We start from the raw sequence: 14,339 nt of genomic DNA, 5'->3' as shown, positions 1-14,339 counted from the left end.
CTTATATAGCCTCCTTCTCTTGGTTTTCTTCTGCCTTCATTGTTTTCTCTATATACTTATCAAACCTTCTAAACCTAATCCAGCTCACAATAAGTGCCGATATCGCAGTTGGAATGCCCCAAAGCGCCATATCCCATACACCGACATGCATACCTACTGAATCGAAGAACCCTTTCATTAATAAAATGGCTCCAGTTGCGATGAAAATATCTTCTCCGAAAAACCAAGCTGTGTTTTCCGCAGCTGCTGCATTTGCTTTAATCTTTTCTCTCAATTTTTCAGGGAGTTTACCATATTTACCTTGCGCAGCCCCTTCTGCCATTGGCGCAACAAGCGGTCTTACTGTTTGCGCATGCCCACCAATATTTAGTCCAAGTGCTGCTGATGATTCTCTTATCGTAAAATATGACATTAATACTCTTCCAGTTGTTGCGCCTTTTGATTTCGTTATAAGTGCTTCTGCTCTTTCTTTTAAACCATAACGCTCTAAAATTCCGATTACCGGTAAAGTTAATATGATTGGCATAGACATATATCTGTTTTCTATGAAAAATTTACCGAACATGCTAATCACATCATAAAAACTTAAGCCTGAAACCATACCAGTAACAATACCCGCAACCATAACTACTAACAGTGTATTTAGCCTAAATAAAAACCCAACCGCAACAAGTAAAATCCCAATTAATTTCACCAATTTTAACACTTCCTCTCATTTTTAATCCCGCTAATTAAAGTTTCACTTTATTTGGTGCGCATATAGAAATACCATTAAGTTCGAATGTTCTGTATATTTTTCCCGCAAATTGGACTGCTTTCTCTCCGTCCCCGTGTAAACATATCGTTTGCGCTTGAACTGCTACTTTCCCCCCATTAACCGATTCTACATACCCTTCTTTCACCATTTGAAGTACTTGTTTTATTGCTTCATCTTCATTTTTTATAAGAGCATTTTCTTCTGTACGGCTCGTTAAAGTTCCATCCTGCTTATACGTGCGATCAGCAAAAGCTTCTTGTACGAGAGTTATATTATATTTTTCTGTTGCCTTTATAAATGCCTCACTATTCGCTAATCCGTAAAGTAATAATCCAGGATTAATATGATAAATTGCCTTTGCGATTGCATCCGCAATTTCCGAATCAGTTGCCGCCATATTATATAAGGCACCGTGCGGTTTTACATGTTGCATTTTCGCTCCGGCAGCTTTAACAAATCCGTCTAATGCGCCAATTTGATATAAAACATAATCGTATACTTCACTTGCTGAAACATGCATGTTCCTTCTTCCAAATCCAATTAAATCAGGAAATCCAGGGTGTGCCCCTATTGCTACGTTTTTCTGCAGGGCTTTTTCAACCGTTTGCCTCATAACGGACGGATCACCCGCATGAAAACCACAAGCAACGTTTATAGAGGAAACGAACGGAAGAATTTCATCATCATTCCCCATTTTATAAGCTCCAAAACTTTCTCCTAAATCACAGTTTAAATCGATTGTAGTCACGATGTTTTCCTCCTAATCTCAGCTTCGTAAAGCGATGAATTTCTTTAATAGACTCATACTTGTTTCCTGCTTTATATATAATTGTGCAGCTTCTTCCATAGTTATTTTTTCAAAAGTTACATAATCTCCTGGTTTCAGCTGCGCTAGAAGAGGTAAATCTACTGAAACTACATTTCCAATTCTCGGATAACCACCTGTCGTTTGTCTATCCGCCATTAATATAATAGGTTGTCCACCATTCGGTACTTGAATTGTTCCAAATGTAACGGGGCTCGATAAAATTTCTATCTCTTCAACTCTATTTAAAACCTCTCCGTCAAGCCTATATCCCATGCGATCAGCATAATTGGATACTTTATATTCTTTCGAAAAAAACGACTTTATACTTTCTTCTGTAAATTGATCATATTCAAAGTCTGTTATGACGCGAAGAATAGGATGCTTCTTATATTTTGGTAAAGCATTGTTACAAATTGCCCACTTCGTTTTTATACGCTTTTCTTCTTGTAAATTTTGAATGAAACGACTTGCAACTTCTGCCCCTGTACCAATTTGAAAATAATCTCCTTTTTTCAGCATTCTCCCTTCAATACCGCCAAGAGCAGCACGTATGTAAGTACTTTTACTTCCCATCGTATGATCAATATTTATACCGCCCGCAAAAGTCACATATGCTCTGCAACCGCTTTTCGCTTTTCCGAGGCAAAGCATGCTTCCTTCTTCAGCTAATATAGGGCGCCATAATGGAATGCGTTCTCCATTTAATAACGGTTCCATATCCGCACCGCCAATCGCAAGCAATGTCGTTTTCTTTATTAACAATTTAGGTCCCATTATTGTAATTTCGAGTCCAGCTTCATTCTCCTCATTGCCTACTAACATATTAATCATCCTGAGCGCATTTTTATCCATAGCACCGCCAACAGGTACACCGTATTGTTGATAATGAAATCGCCCTAAATCTTGGACTGTTGTAAACATTCCTGCATGCAAAACCTCTACATCCATTCTTTAGCCCCCTCAAGCGATACGTACTCTTCCTTTGTTATTGGTATAAATCGTAAATACATACCACTTTGAATATATGTTGGTGTTTCTTCTTTTGGATTAAATAGAGAAATAGGTGTTCGGCCGATAATATTCCAGCCTCCTGGTGTTTCTAGCGGATAAATACCTGTTTGATTTCCGCCAATACCTACTGAACCAGGAGCGATTTGTAACCGTGGTGTTTCTTTTCTAGGTGTTTCTAGTTCTTTTGATAATCCCCCTAAATAAGGGAAGCCAGGCGTAAAGCCTAACATATACACGAAATATGTTGTTTCACTATGTATTCGAATAACATCCTCTACTTGTAAACCTTGATAATGCGCAACCTCTTCTAAATCAGGTCCATACTCTCCCCCGTAACACACTGGTATAGAAATATGTTTCACATCTCGGTTCACTTCTTCTTTATATGAATCACACAGCTCCTTTATATACTGGCAAACGTGATCATATGGTCTTTCACTTCTCTCATTTCGCTTCCATACTTCATACAAATTATAGTACACCGCTAATGAAGTAAACGACGGAACGCATTCAACCATTCCTGCAAATGGATGCCGCCTTAGCGCTTGAAATAACCGTTGTACTTTTTCATATATATCCATCCCAATTTCTTCACCAAATGTAACAATAATTGCTTGATCCCCTAACGCAGAAAATTTCATCCCACTCCCTCTTTCTATGCCAAAAAGCCGAGTTCTTTCGAAATGCGGTATGCTGTTTCTTTCACTTTCGCAGTAAAATATGAAATGTTACTTTCGCTATACTCAATTGCTAATCCCGAAATACTAATGCCGGCTACAACCGTTCCATCACTTGCAAAAATTGGTGCTGCTATAGCCGCTGTATGATTTTCTAGTTCAGAATAACTAATTGTGTACCCTTCTTTTTTCGCCATATGTAATACTTCTAACAAATGCTCCTTATTCACGATCGTTCCATCTGCAAACTGCTTTAAATCCGTTTCCTCTACGTACTTTCTTTTCTCTTCCTCAGAAAAATAAGATAGTAAAATTCTCGGACATGCACCCGCATACAGTGGTGCCCTTCTTCCAACCGCTGTATAAACGCGTACCGGCTGAACTCCCTCCATCTTCTCAACATAAATTGCGTCATTACCATCTTGAATAATTAAATTTACTGCCTGCCCTAAACTATCCCTAAGCTCTTTCATATAAGGAATCGCAATATTTCTTACGGATAACCTTTGTGAAACAAGTTGACCAAATCGTAAAAAAACGACTCCGAGACGATACTTGCCCTTTTCTGTTTTTTGTAAAAAGTCCATTTCTTCTAACGAACCAATTAAACGATAAACAGATGTTTTCGGCATATTCGTAAGCTGAACCATCTCTGTTAAACTTAGCTCCTCATGCTCATAAAACAACTCTAAAATATCCATTGTCTTAACTGCCGTTTTATTTATACTCATCCTATCTCCTTCTCGTTCCGAATTTCGGAACTTCAATTCCGTTTTTCGAAACAAACATATAATTTAAAATTATAAAATATTCTTTCAATTCTATCAATATTTTTTTACAAACAAAAAAAGTATGGAAGAATATTAAAATGTACCCTATAGAATAGACACTGAAAAAAAAGTCTATTCTATAGGGTATTTCTTGTATAATGAGAGAAAATTGGGATCGGAGAAAGTTCAAAATGACAAAAAAGCTATTTACAGAAAGAGACATTCAAATTCTATCAAATAACCCCTACATAAAATCTGTAAGTCAGAAAGGTATCACTTATACAGATGAATTTAAGCGTATTTTTATTGAGGAAAATGAGAAAGGAAAACTACCTCGAAATATTTTTGAAGAATGTGGTTTTGATATAGATATGATTGGAATGAAACGAATTATGTCATCAGGAAGTAGATGGCGTGCTGCTTACAGAAAAAATGGTGTATTTGGTTTGCGAGATACACGCCAAAACGCGGGAAGAACTCTTGAGAGAGAGCTTACGTTAGAAGAGAAGTATGCTCGTTTAGAAGCCGAACGGAACTTACTAAAGGCAGAAAATGAATTGTTAAAAAAGATCAAACTTATGGAAGGGAGGATGAGAAGGAAATAACTTTATCACCTAGTCAGAAATATATCCTGATTCGTTCTGTCATCATAAAATATAACTTAAGAAATATGGTGAGTTATTTGTGTAAAGTAGCTGGTGTATCCCGTTCGGGATACTATAATTATTTTTCCATTTCATCTCAAGAACAACGGAAACAAAAGAACAATCAAGATGAAATCGTGAAAGAAATCATATTAAAAGCACTTCGATTTAGAAATCGAAAGAAAGGGGCTCGTCAAATAAAAATGACATTGGTGGGTCATTTTCAAGTTGTCTACAATTTAAAGCGTATCCGTAGAATCATGAAAAAATATGAGATTGTCTGTCCGATTCGGAAAGCAAATCCTTATAAAAGAATGCTGAAAGCTTCAAAAGAACATCGAGTAGTGCCGAATCAATTAAATCGAGAATTTAAACAAAACACCCCAGGAAAAACGCTTCTTACAGATATCACTTATTTAGTTTACGGTAAGAATAAAAGAGCTTATTTATCTACAATTTTAGACGGCTCAACCAATGAAATTTTAGCTTACCATGTTTCAGAACAGATGACATTAGACCTCGTAATAACAACTCTTCATAAACTAAAACGGAATAAGAGGATTCGATTGACTGAAGGTGCATATATTCATTCAGATCAAGGAGCCCACTACACAAGCCCTACCTACCAAAAATTAGTCAAAAAGCTAAAGCTCGGACAATCTATGTCAAGAAGAGGGAACTGTTGGGATAACGCTCCACAAGAATCATTTTTTGGTCATCTGAAAGATGAAGCACATATAAAACCTTGCGAGTCTTTTACTGAGTTGAAACAAGAGATTAAGAAATATATGACGTACTATAATCACTATAGATATCAATGGAATTTAAAAAAGATGACTCCTGTTGGATACAGAAATCATCTTCTTGATGTTGCCTAACTTTTTTCAAAATGTCCTTTACAAAGGGTACAGATTATATTTCTCCCATACTTTTTGCTTTATAACGCTCTCACTTGTTTCAACGGCCAGAAAACAGCTTGTCCTTTTCCGACAATTTCATCTTCTGAAATAAATCCAAACATACGACCGTCTTTAGAAACTTCACGATTATCTCCTAAAACAAACACTTGGCCTTCTGGCACTTTCGTTTTCCCTGTGATTTGTTCTAACGTAAAATCAGGAGTTAATACACGACCAGACGCCTTTTCTTTAAATTCTTTTAAATACGGTTCTTCCATCGCTTTTCCGTTTACATATAAAACATCATCTTTATACTCAACTGTATCACCCGGTAAACCAATTACTCGTTTTACTAAATCGTACCCTTCTTTTCCGTGGAAGACGATAACGTCAAAACGGTCTAATCCACTTATACTATAACCAATCTTATTCACGAGAACTCGTTCGTTATTTTCTAAAGTGGGCATCATCGATTCCCCTTGTACTAATGAAGGTGTAAATAAAACACCGCGAATAATAGCGATTAATACAAGGGTAAATCCTATCGTTTTAGCCCATGAGAATAATTCTTTCTTCGTATTTTCCTTCATCGTTTCTCCTCTTTCTTAAGTGTTTATTTTATTATTTGAACTAATTCTTGTACTAAATTAGGATCAATTTCAGAAAAACATGATTTCCCTTCTCTTACCGCTGTACCGACATGAGCTTGAGAAATTCCAGTTTCTTCTAGCAATTGCTTTACATTCTCTTTCGTTACTCCACTTCCGACAACAAGCTGTATATTCCCTTCACTTTCCTTCTGCATCTCTCGAAGCACCGGAATATTATCTACTACATTTCCTTGTCCGCCTGAAGTTAACACGTGAGTAACTTTATTGAATTTCTTCAAAACTTTCATCGCTTCTACTGGATTTTCTGTATCATCTATCGCACGGTGATACGTTACATTTATTCCATCTACAACAGATAATAAATCTACTAATTTCTCTTCATCAACTTCATTTTGTTCATTTAACACACCTAATACAACACCAGCAGCTCCAAGATTTTGAGCAACTACAATATCTTCTTTCATCATTTCAATTTCTTCTTCCGTATATGTAAAAGACTTCGCATGCGGACGAATCATAACATGAACTGGTATTTGCACTGCATCTACTGCTTTTTTTATAAAAGCATAGCTCGGTGTTAAACCACCTTCCGTATATGATGAAATGAGTTCAATTCGATTTCCACCAGCCTTTTCAATTCGCTTCACATCTTCTAAACAAGTTGCAATAACCTCTAGCATGAGATAACCTCTTTTCGTACTTTTTTCTTATTATACAGTAGGTGAAATAAGAAACATAGCATTCCACTATAAAACTATAAAAAGAAGAATGAAAAGAAAGATTTATTGAATTGATAATAAATATCATATATGTTATGTTTTTCTTAAAATTATACATTCTTATATTCTTATAAAAGGAGAGAAATATATACTTCTTACAAAAAAAAACGGTTCGTTATCTCTAGTTCATTTATTGTAATTGCATCACTTTGCGCGATTACTTTATTAACAAAACAAAATACAAAACTAGATTCCTCAACTTCAAGTATAGAAACAGAAACGATTACCCTTTCATCAAGCAATAAAGAAGAAATCCAAACATTTCGTTCATCTTCATTTAACAACTCAACTGTATTCAGAGGCGATACTGGTACAGGCTTTGACTTTAGCGGCCAAGGTGACTTACATATTACAATTAAAAATACTAGTACAAACAGTTTTACCTATTCAATTAAATTCAAAGAAGATCGTTTAGTCAAACACACGTTACAGCCAAATGAAAGTGAATCCTTTCCTTTACGTTCACTCATCGCCAATCCTTTACCAGGTGATTATTCGTTATTTGCACATAATCAAGACGGTTCTGAAAGTAGTATGAATCTTGAAGTGCAGCCACAATAGAACAAATTAAAAAGGCTATCCTCTTACCAGAAGGATAGCCTTTTTAATTTGTAAAACGAGAATTCCCTATTCTTTTAACAATGACATAATACATGGAATTATATCATTGATTCAACATAGAATACTGATTCACCGACAACGAAAAATCTGTTCCAGAACGGAATAGATTTTATATTTCTTCATTACGACCGAAACGCCGCATCCGCCAGCATAGATAGTGTTGCATCATCCATCGGCGGATTGTGTAGTCCTGCTCTGACGTTTAAGTAATAACGATGAAGCGGATTTTTTTCTGATAAACTTTTCGCGCCTACGATGCGCATTGCTTTATCTACAATAGATATTGCCGCGTTCGTTACAACATATTTTGCAGCTGCTAGTTCAGCTTGCAATGATAATTTATCTTCTGCCTCATCGTATTTTTTCGCAATTTGATATAAAAAGACACGAGCTTGCATAAGCTCAAGTTCTAATTCTCCAACTAACCTTCTAACATTCGGTAATAAACTTATAGAATGATTTAAACTATTTGGCTTGTATGATCCCGCAAACTGAACTGCATAATTTCTTGCTGATTGTGCAATTCCTAAATAACATGCTGGTATATGTAGCAACCAGCCAATACCCTTAGCTTTAACTTTTGAACCCTTTATATCAGTGAAAAAGCGATCTGGTATCTCTACATTTTGTAAAACGAGATCATGGCTCGCAGTTCCTCGCATTGCGATGCTATCCCACGTTTCTTCAATTGTCACGCCTTGCGTATTCTTTGGAATGACAAACTCTCCGATATCTTCCTGGCCTTCAATACTTGCTGAAATGATAAAATAATCAAGTACTGGTGCCATTGTCGTAAACGTTTTTCTTCCATTTATAATCCACTTCTCACCTTTTTTTACAGCTAATGTCTCTGGTTTCCCGCCGCGCGTAGGACTACCTGTATTCGGCTCTGTCGCTGCTCGATTAAAAAGCGTACCATTACGTACTTCTTCACAAAACCAAGTGAACATTTCCTCATTCCAAGAGCGATTTTCAGCTAATTCCTTTACAATGCCAAGGTGCCATCCAATTGATAATGCGGTAGCACCGCAGCCTTCTGCTATTTTCTCTTGAAATAAAACGAAGTCATATAAAGAAATCGCATTGCCTCCCAATTCTTTTGGCAACGTTAATTTCGTATATCCGATATCTTTCAAATTATTAATATTTTCATACGGAAATGATCCTAATTCACTTAGTTGATGCTCCCTTTCCATGAACTTCGGAATCAATTTATTTATTTGTTCAATAACTAAAGATTGTTCTTCTGTTTCAACAAATGAGAGTGCCATACATAATCTCCTTTATGTTCGATTCATAAACCGTTCATTTTGTCATTTTGATTATATGAAGTTACTTCTCTATTGTTTCACTATTCCGATAAAAATACAATGCTTTTGAACAATAAGAAAAGTTCCTATAAAAAAGATAGGTTCTTTTCTTATATTAATCCCCTTTCAATGCCTTTAATGGCAAAGAGGTTACATATCCAATATACGAGCATAATTCTTTAAAAAAGAAAGGGATTTCTGTATCTAACGTTTTATACGCTGACGTTGGAGTTGGTGATGCATACGCTTCAATTTTAATATGTTTTGCAATTTTCATTGCACGTTTCATATGAAGTGGATCACTCACAATCGTATATGTGCGTATTCCGTTCTCTATTCCAACTTGCTTTGCATTCTTTAAATTGTCCTCTGTGAAAAGGGATTTTGTTTCAATTAGAATATCCTCTTCTTTCACACCATGTTTCAGTGCATACACTCTAGCAGTACGCGCTTCCTCAAGCTCTGCCTCAAACTTTGTACCACCTGTGAAAATAATCTTTTTAATATTACCGTTCTTATATAAGGAAATTGCATGATTAATTCTTTCTTTAAATACAGGAGATGGTTTTCCGTTCCATGAAGCTGCTCCCAGCACGATACCAGCATCTGTCTTCACACCATCATCTGTTTTAAAGCGATAACTCCAAATATCGTAAGCTGCATAACTTACATATAAAATAATAGAACAAATCATAAGCAAGAATACTTGCAAGATTCTTCTTTTCTTACTTTTCTTATTTTCTTTCATTTATAACTGCCTCCGTACATCATCCATACTTCTATATAAAAACGTATATATCAAATCATTTTGTTTGAATTTGTTTAAAAGAAGGAATTTTTCTTATCATATATATGCATTAAAGGGTTTTCATTTAAAATTGAGGATTATCAATTCATTTTTCGTTTGCGGTTTTCATTACATTTGTGTAATTTATAAGTTTATTACCATACAACTACATTGTAACGAATTTTTTATCATAATGGAATGATGAAACAAAAGAAGTAACTGTTTTGTAAGAAAAAAGGTATATTTTTCATCTTGACGATCAATACACCTTTCTTAATATGAATTATCGTTTTTCTTTATATGACTCTAATTTTTCTAATAACCTTTCCTTTACAGCTGGCCATTCATTTGCAATTACACTGTATACAACTGCATCTCTAACATGTCCACTCGGTAATTTTCTTTCGTTTCTAAGTACACCTTCTTTTACTGCGCCCAGTCTTTCAATTGCTCTTTGTGCTTTTTCATTTCGTGCATCCGTCTTTATTTGTACTCTCCGCATATACAATTTTTCAAAAGCATATTGTAATAACATATACTTACATTCTGTATTCATACTCGTACGTTGCACACTCGGGTCATACCACGTTTGCCCTAATTCCACTGTCTTATCTTCAACTGAAATGTTATATAAGCGTGTACTCCCTACTATCTCATTCGTCTTTTGATCAATAACAACAAATGGCAAATCCTTCCCTGCCCCATAAGCTTTTATCGCCTTTTGAACATATTGCTGCATATCTTGAACAGTATCCATTTTAGAGATTAAATACGCCCAAATATCTCGATTTCCTTCCACGATTGAAAACATTTTTTCGACATCATTGCTATCCATTAACCGTAACTTTGCTCTTTCGTGAATAATTTCCATTTGTAAGCCCCCTTTGTTGTAACTATATCACACTCCATTACCGTTATATTGTTATATAAGAACGTAAAATTATTTTTATATCAAGGAATAAAATATATCTTTAAAATAAAAAGTGCGATGCCTTTTATTCAAGCATCGCACTCATAAATTGAATTGAAATTTACTTCTTTTCCATTACTGCAAAATAATTATTTTCGCTATCTGCAAAATTAAATATTCTACCTGAAGGCATATTTACAATTTCTCCGACTGTAACATTTTTGTTTACTAAATCACTATATAAACGATCGAATTCTTTTGAGAAGAACATTAAAGAAGGTGTGCCAAGATTTAACTCCGGCTGCATTTTAGCAATTAGCTCCTTATTATGGAGAATAATACTTGTTTCAGCTTCTTTAGTTGGAGCAATTTCAATCCATCGCATTCCTTGACCGTTATCTTCCTCTGAAATGACACTAAACCCTACTTTCTCTGTCCAAAACTCCTTCACTTCATCTTGGTTATTCACATACAACATGATTTGACCAACATTATTAATCATTTATTTTAACGCTCCTTTATAAACAATTTTTATTAAACTCCATACACTTATACCTAATTATCACCGAAAATAAAGTTGCGGTGCAAAAATCTATTTCAGCGACTCCAATCGCTCATTCAAACGATCCCAAGTTTCGGTGATACCTTGTAGCATGCCCATGTCCATAACGGTCTTAAGGGCTTCTTCGGAAACATATTCAGCACGGTTTATTAGCTTTGTCTTTCCACCTAAATCGATGAATTCCAATGTCATCTCGGTTGACGGCATAGAATCATTTACATTGCCTTCAGCATCTGAAAAGTAATCAGTGTAGACGATTTTCTCTGGCTCAATAATCTCTTTATAGACTGCTTTTCCCCATGATTCCATACCAAAAAATTGCTCCAAGTTCTGATTGACACACTTCATACAGTAGTGCCAAACGCCTCCCGGACGGAAGTCGACAGTGCATGCTGGAATTTCCCAACCTCTTGGTCCCCACCAATGTTTCAAATGCTCTGGTTCTTTAAACATACTGAATACTAAATCGCGCGGCGCATCGAAAACGCGCTCCAGTACTAATACCCGATCGTTCTCTACTCTCGATACCATTGTATTATTTGACATTTTAATTCCTCCTTAAATATGAACTGATTTTATGACTTTTCCTTGTTTTGCAATTCCTTCAAATACTCATCTAAATTATCGAATCTCTCTTCCATCACACGCTTAAATGACTGCACCCAACAATCAAGTGCTTGGAAAGGCTCAGGTCGGAGCTTGTAAATCCGGCGATTAGCTTCAGCCTGCACTTCCACAATCCCTGTATCGCTTAACACTTTTAGGTGTTTCGAAGTTTGTGGTTGCCTTAATCCTAGATGATCGGCAATTTCCCCAACGGTTAAGGGACCGTCACGCAAGAGTTCAACAATGTTCATACGATTCGGTTCAGATAAAGCGCTCAACGTCGTCATATTCACGCCCGGAATTTTTCCCGACATATCACTCACCTCATAAAGTGATGGTCTCCGGTTGTAACACATCAATATCATCACTAATATTATCTTTCTGTTGAATTGATTATAACCAAACAGGAATATTCCTGTCAAGGAATATTCAAAAACTAAATTGATACCACATCGTTACTTAATAATAAGAATGGATTAAAAACATTTCACAAACCTATGCTTTACGATAAAGTGATGCTTTAGTCAGCGGGTTGTGGAACGATTTTCGCGAAGACTTTGTTTTTATCTGGTCCAAGAAAGCTTTAACACTTTTAATACTATTTAACGCTACAGTATTTTTTGTCACCTTTTTATTTGATTGTTTAGGCGTTTTATTGGCAAAAAATATGGGTATACGTGCTAGTTTGTTTGGAATCTTTATAAGTATCATTGGGTTAGGCCCTTTAGTCGGAGCTATAACCATTGGAAAATAGGGAAATACAATAAACAAAATGAATATCTTAAACGGTTCGGCTTTATATCGAGCAATTTATTTTTATGGTAATCATTTGGGTTTTTATTGGTATATTTATCGCTTCTATCTCTGTATGCTATAGTTACTTACTTCAAATCTAAACCCCTGCAAGATTAATGGAAAAAGTAATTAGTACCGCAAATACAATGGTCCACGGCGCTATGGTTATTTCACCTACATTAGGTTCACTTTTAGCCCTATGGATAAAGTTTTTCTACTCGCAGGAGTTTTAATCACAAGTATTGGTATGATTATTTACTTAGCTCATACGTTATTTATGAAAAAAACAGCTGGAGTTACTATAGAACATAATTAAAGTTATCCCATTTTCTGATTTGAATAATCGGAAAATGGCATAACTTCAGAAACTTAAGGCTACATTTTTAAAGCAACAAATAAGCAATCGGCGTAATAATAAGCAACGTTAAAATCGTTCTTTGCACATATAAAATAATAAGTTCAGATACTTTTAACGGAATATCTGTTGATAATATACAAGGGATTGATGCGGAGAAAAACAATATAGATGACACTGAAACAACCGCAATCACAAACTTTGTCACGAGTGGTGCACTTACAACTAACAATGATGGTAAAAACATTTCTGCAATACCAACTGATGCTGCTTTAGCAGCTAGTTCCGCTTCAGGAAGCTGCAGTAACCATGTAAATGGATAGAAAATATAACTAATCCAATTAAATATTGGCGTAAACTTCGCCAAGACGATACCAATTAATCCTACTGACATAATCGATGGCAAAATGCCCATCGTCATTATAAAACCGTCTTTCAAATTTACTGCGATATTTTTCATAATACTCGGCGCAGATTTTGATACTTCTAACGCATCTTCCCAAGCTCGCTCTAACATTTTTTCTTTATAAACTGGCTCTGGGAAACCTTCTTTCGTAATATATGTATCTGGTTTTCTACTAAGAGGTGGGATTCTTACGGTGATAGCGGTCACGATGAATGTTACAACAAGTGTAGTCCAAAAATAAACATTCCATAAATGCATAATATCTAATGTTTTTGCGATGATGATCATAAATGTTGCGGATACTGTAGAAAAACCTGTAGCGATAATTGCTGCTTCTTTCGTCGTATACTTTCCTTCTTTATAAACGCGGTTAGTAATTAATAAGGCTAACGAATAGCTTCCTACAAAGGAAGCTACCGCATCAATTGCTGAGCGCCCAGGTGTTTTCCATAACGGTCTCATAATCGGACGACAAAACGTGCCGATAAACTCAAGCAATCCGTATCCGACTAATAACGCTAAAAAAGCCGAGCCGATTGGAACGAGTAAACTTACTGATATAACTAACTTCTCATACAAAAACGGTCCAACATCTGGCGCAAAGAACCAAGCTGGTCCTACTTTCAAACAATATAATATGCCAAAAACAACACCTACTACTTTTAAAATAGAAAAACAAATGTCTACGATAGATGCATTCCACTTCTTCGTATAAAATGGATAAATCGCACCAATTACCATAACAAGCAGTGCATAATAAGGTACTACCGAAGGAACCGTAGCTCTTATCCACGATACGATATGATCAATCATAATAGACGAAGCACCGTTTATCGTAACAGGAACAAAAAACATAAACACACCAACTAGACTAGCAAGTATAAACCGAAGTATAATCCCCTTCTCTCGCCCTGTCTTAATTACATTACTTTTTAATTCAATTTCATTCAAAATTAGACACCTCCTATTATCTAAATATTCTGTATAATAACGTCGGATTCCTTCTTTTAATTCTGAATATTTAATCATGC

15 protein-coding genes and 1 pseudogene are annotated in these 14,339 nt (G+C 35.6%); 2 read left to right on the top strand and 14 right to left on the bottom strand.

Annotated features, from left to right (window positions below):
- Window position 1: 1 nt before the first annotated feature.
- Genes JFU20_RS27195 through JFU20_RS27175 form a run of 5 tightly spaced genes read right to left on the bottom strand, consistent with a single transcriptional unit; the run spans window position 2 to window position 3,984 of the window.
- Window positions 2–697: a DUF969 domain-containing protein gene (locus JFU20_RS27195; protein WP_002127994.1), complete on the bottom strand. Its 696-nt coding sequence runs from the start codon at window positions 695–697 to the stop codon at window positions 2–4.
- A gap of 34 nt (window positions 698–731) precedes the next feature.
- Window positions 732–1,505 carry a 5-oxoprolinase subunit PxpA gene (pxpA, locus tag JFU20_RS27190; protein WP_002013670.1) on the bottom strand — a complete coding sequence of 258 codons (774 nt, stop codon included), beginning with the start codon at window positions 1,503–1,505 and terminating at the stop codon, window positions 732–734.
- 18 nt (window positions 1,506–1,523) lie between these two features.
- On the bottom strand, window positions 1,524–2,513 hold the full coding sequence (locus JFU20_RS27185) for a 5-oxoprolinase subunit C family protein (protein ID WP_033715827.1): 990 nt from the start codon (window positions 2,511–2,513) through the stop codon (window positions 1,524–1,526).
- Window positions 2,504–3,217 (bottom strand): 5-oxoprolinase subunit PxpB, encoded by a 714-nt coding sequence (pxpB, locus tag JFU20_RS27180; RefSeq protein WP_002013667.1) that lies wholly within the window; start codon window positions 3,215–3,217, stop codon window positions 2,504–2,506. The genes JFU20_RS27185 and pxpB overlap by 10 nt, the downstream gene beginning before the upstream one ends.
- Window positions 3,218–3,231: 14 nt before the next feature.
- Window positions 3,232–3,984 carry an IclR family transcriptional regulator gene (locus JFU20_RS27175; RefSeq protein WP_016101114.1) on the bottom strand — a complete coding sequence of 251 codons (753 nt, stop codon included), beginning with the start codon at window positions 3,982–3,984 and terminating at the stop codon, window positions 3,232–3,234.
- Between the two features lie 230 nt (window positions 3,985–4,214).
- Between JFU20_RS27175 and JFU20_RS27170 the strand changes: the two genes are divergently transcribed.
- A protein-coding gene (locus JFU20_RS27170; RefSeq protein ID WP_201038429.1) for an IS3 family transposase occupies window positions 4,215–5,545 on the top strand; the annotation gives its coding sequence in 2 pieces (ribosomal slippage) (window positions 4,215–4,599 and window positions 4,599–5,545; 1,332 coding nt in all).
- 59 nt (window positions 5,546–5,604) lie between these two features.
- On the opposite strand, the gene lepB is transcribed toward JFU20_RS27170, so the two are convergent.
- The gene (gene lepB, locus JFU20_RS27165) at window positions 5,605–6,156 is read right to left on the bottom strand and encodes a signal peptidase I (RefSeq protein WP_002013664.1); all 552 of its coding nucleotides are present in this window, start codon (window positions 6,154–6,156) and stop codon (window positions 5,605–5,607) included.
- 23 nt (window positions 6,157–6,179) lie between these two features.
- The gene (locus JFU20_RS27160) at window positions 6,180–6,857 is read right to left on the bottom strand and encodes a copper homeostasis protein CutC (RefSeq protein ID WP_002013663.1); all 678 of its coding nucleotides are present in this window, start codon (window positions 6,855–6,857) and stop codon (window positions 6,180–6,182) included.
- 148 nt (window positions 6,858–7,005) lie between these two features.
- Between JFU20_RS27160 and JFU20_RS30615 the strand changes: the two are divergent.
- Window positions 7,006–7,517: pseudogene (locus tag JFU20_RS30615) on the top strand (hypothetical protein).
- Between the two features lie 182 nt (window positions 7,518–7,699).
- Here JFU20_RS30615 and JFU20_RS27150 read toward each other — a convergent pair.
- The 7 genes from JFU20_RS27150 to JFU20_RS27115 all read right to left on the bottom strand — a co-directional run bounded on the left by JFU20_RS27150 (window position 7,700) and on the right by JFU20_RS27115 (window position 14,259).
- Window positions 7,700–8,848 carry an acyl-CoA dehydrogenase family protein gene (locus JFU20_RS27150; RefSeq protein WP_002013661.1) on the bottom strand — a complete coding sequence of 383 codons (1,149 nt, stop codon included), beginning with the start codon at window positions 8,846–8,848 and terminating at the stop codon, window positions 7,700–7,702.
- Between the two features lie 154 nt (window positions 8,849–9,002).
- A complete protein-coding gene (locus tag JFU20_RS27145) occupies window positions 9,003–9,635 on the bottom strand; it encodes a YdcF family protein (protein ID WP_002033016.1) in 633 nt (210 codons plus the stop codon).
- Between the two features lie 322 nt (window positions 9,636–9,957).
- Window positions 9,958–10,545: a GNAT family N-acetyltransferase gene (locus tag JFU20_RS27140; protein WP_002165509.1), complete on the bottom strand. Its 588-nt coding sequence runs from the start codon at window positions 10,543–10,545 to the stop codon at window positions 9,958–9,960.
- 160 nt (window positions 10,546–10,705) lie between these two features.
- Window positions 10,706–11,086 (bottom strand): VOC family protein, encoded by a 381-nt coding sequence (locus JFU20_RS27135; protein ID WP_002013657.1) that lies wholly within the window; start codon window positions 11,084–11,086, stop codon window positions 10,706–10,708.
- A 90-nt stretch (window positions 11,087–11,176) separates the two neighbouring features.
- Entirely contained in the window at window positions 11,177–11,692 is a 516-nt protein-coding gene (locus JFU20_RS27130) for an SRPBCC domain-containing protein (protein ID WP_002013656.1), read from the bottom strand.
- 29 nt (window positions 11,693–11,721) lie between these two features.
- The gene (locus JFU20_RS27125; RefSeq protein WP_002137101.1) at window positions 11,722–12,066 is read right to left on the bottom strand and encodes an ArsR/SmtB family transcription factor; all 345 of its coding nucleotides are present in this window, start codon (window positions 12,064–12,066) and stop codon (window positions 11,722–11,724) included.
- 864 nt (window positions 12,067–12,930) lie between these two features.
- Window positions 12,931–14,259, bottom strand: coding sequence for a YjiH family protein (locus JFU20_RS27115; protein ID WP_002013652.1), 1,329 nt, complete (start codon window positions 14,257–14,259; stop codon window positions 12,931–12,933).
- Window positions 14,260–14,339 lie beyond the last annotated feature (80 nt).

The sequence above is a fragment of the Bacillus sp. TH30 genome, assembly GCF_016650875.1.
Classification (GTDB): Bacteria; Bacillota; Bacilli; order Bacillales; family Bacillaceae_G; genus Bacillus_A; species Bacillus_A mycoides.
The sequence above is the reverse complement of the archived record's forward strand: the minus strand, read 5'-3'. Positions and strand labels throughout refer to the sequence as shown.

Bases quoted from the DNA above. Each gene is read 5' to 3' on its own strand.
- JFU20_RS27145 (WP_002033016.1), bottom strand. From the start codon at position 9,635: ATGAAAGAAAATAAGAAAAGTAAGAAAAGAAGAATCTTGCAAGTATTC.
- JFU20_RS27140 (WP_002165509.1), bottom strand. From the start codon at position 10,545: ATGGAAATTATTCACGAAAGAGCAAAGTTACGGTTAATGGATAGCAAT.
- lepB (WP_002013664.1), bottom strand. From the start codon at position 6,156: ATGAAGGAAAATACGAAGAAAGAATTATTCTCATGGGCTAAAACGATA.
- JFU20_RS27130 (WP_002013656.1), bottom strand. From the start codon at position 11,692: ATGTCAAATAATACAATGGTATCGAGAGTAGAGAACGATCGGGTATTA.
- JFU20_RS27125 (WP_002137101.1), bottom strand. From the start codon at position 12,066: ATGTCGGGAAAAATTCCGGGCGTGAATATGACGACGTTGAGCGCTTTA.
- JFU20_RS27185 (WP_033715827.1), bottom strand. From the start codon at position 2,513: ATGGATGTAGAGGTTTTGCATGCAGGAATGTTTACAACAGTCCAAGAT.
- pxpB (WP_002013667.1), bottom strand. From the start codon at position 3,217: ATGAAATTTTCTGCGTTAGGGGATCAAGCAATTATTGTTACATTTGGT.
- JFU20_RS27150 (WP_002013661.1), bottom strand. From the start codon at position 8,848: ATGGCACTCTCATTTGTTGAAACAGAAGAACAATCTTTAGTTATTGAA.
- JFU20_RS27160 (WP_002013663.1), bottom strand. From the start codon at position 6,857: ATGCTAGAGGTTATTGCAACTTGTTTAGAAGATGTGAAGCGAATTGAA.
- JFU20_RS27175 (WP_016101114.1), bottom strand. From the start codon at position 3,984: ATGAGTATAAATAAAACGGCAGTTAAGACAATGGATATTTTAGAGTTG.
- JFU20_RS27135 (WP_002013657.1), bottom strand. From the start codon at position 11,086: ATGATTAATAATGTTGGTCAAATCATGTTGTATGTGAATAACCAAGAT.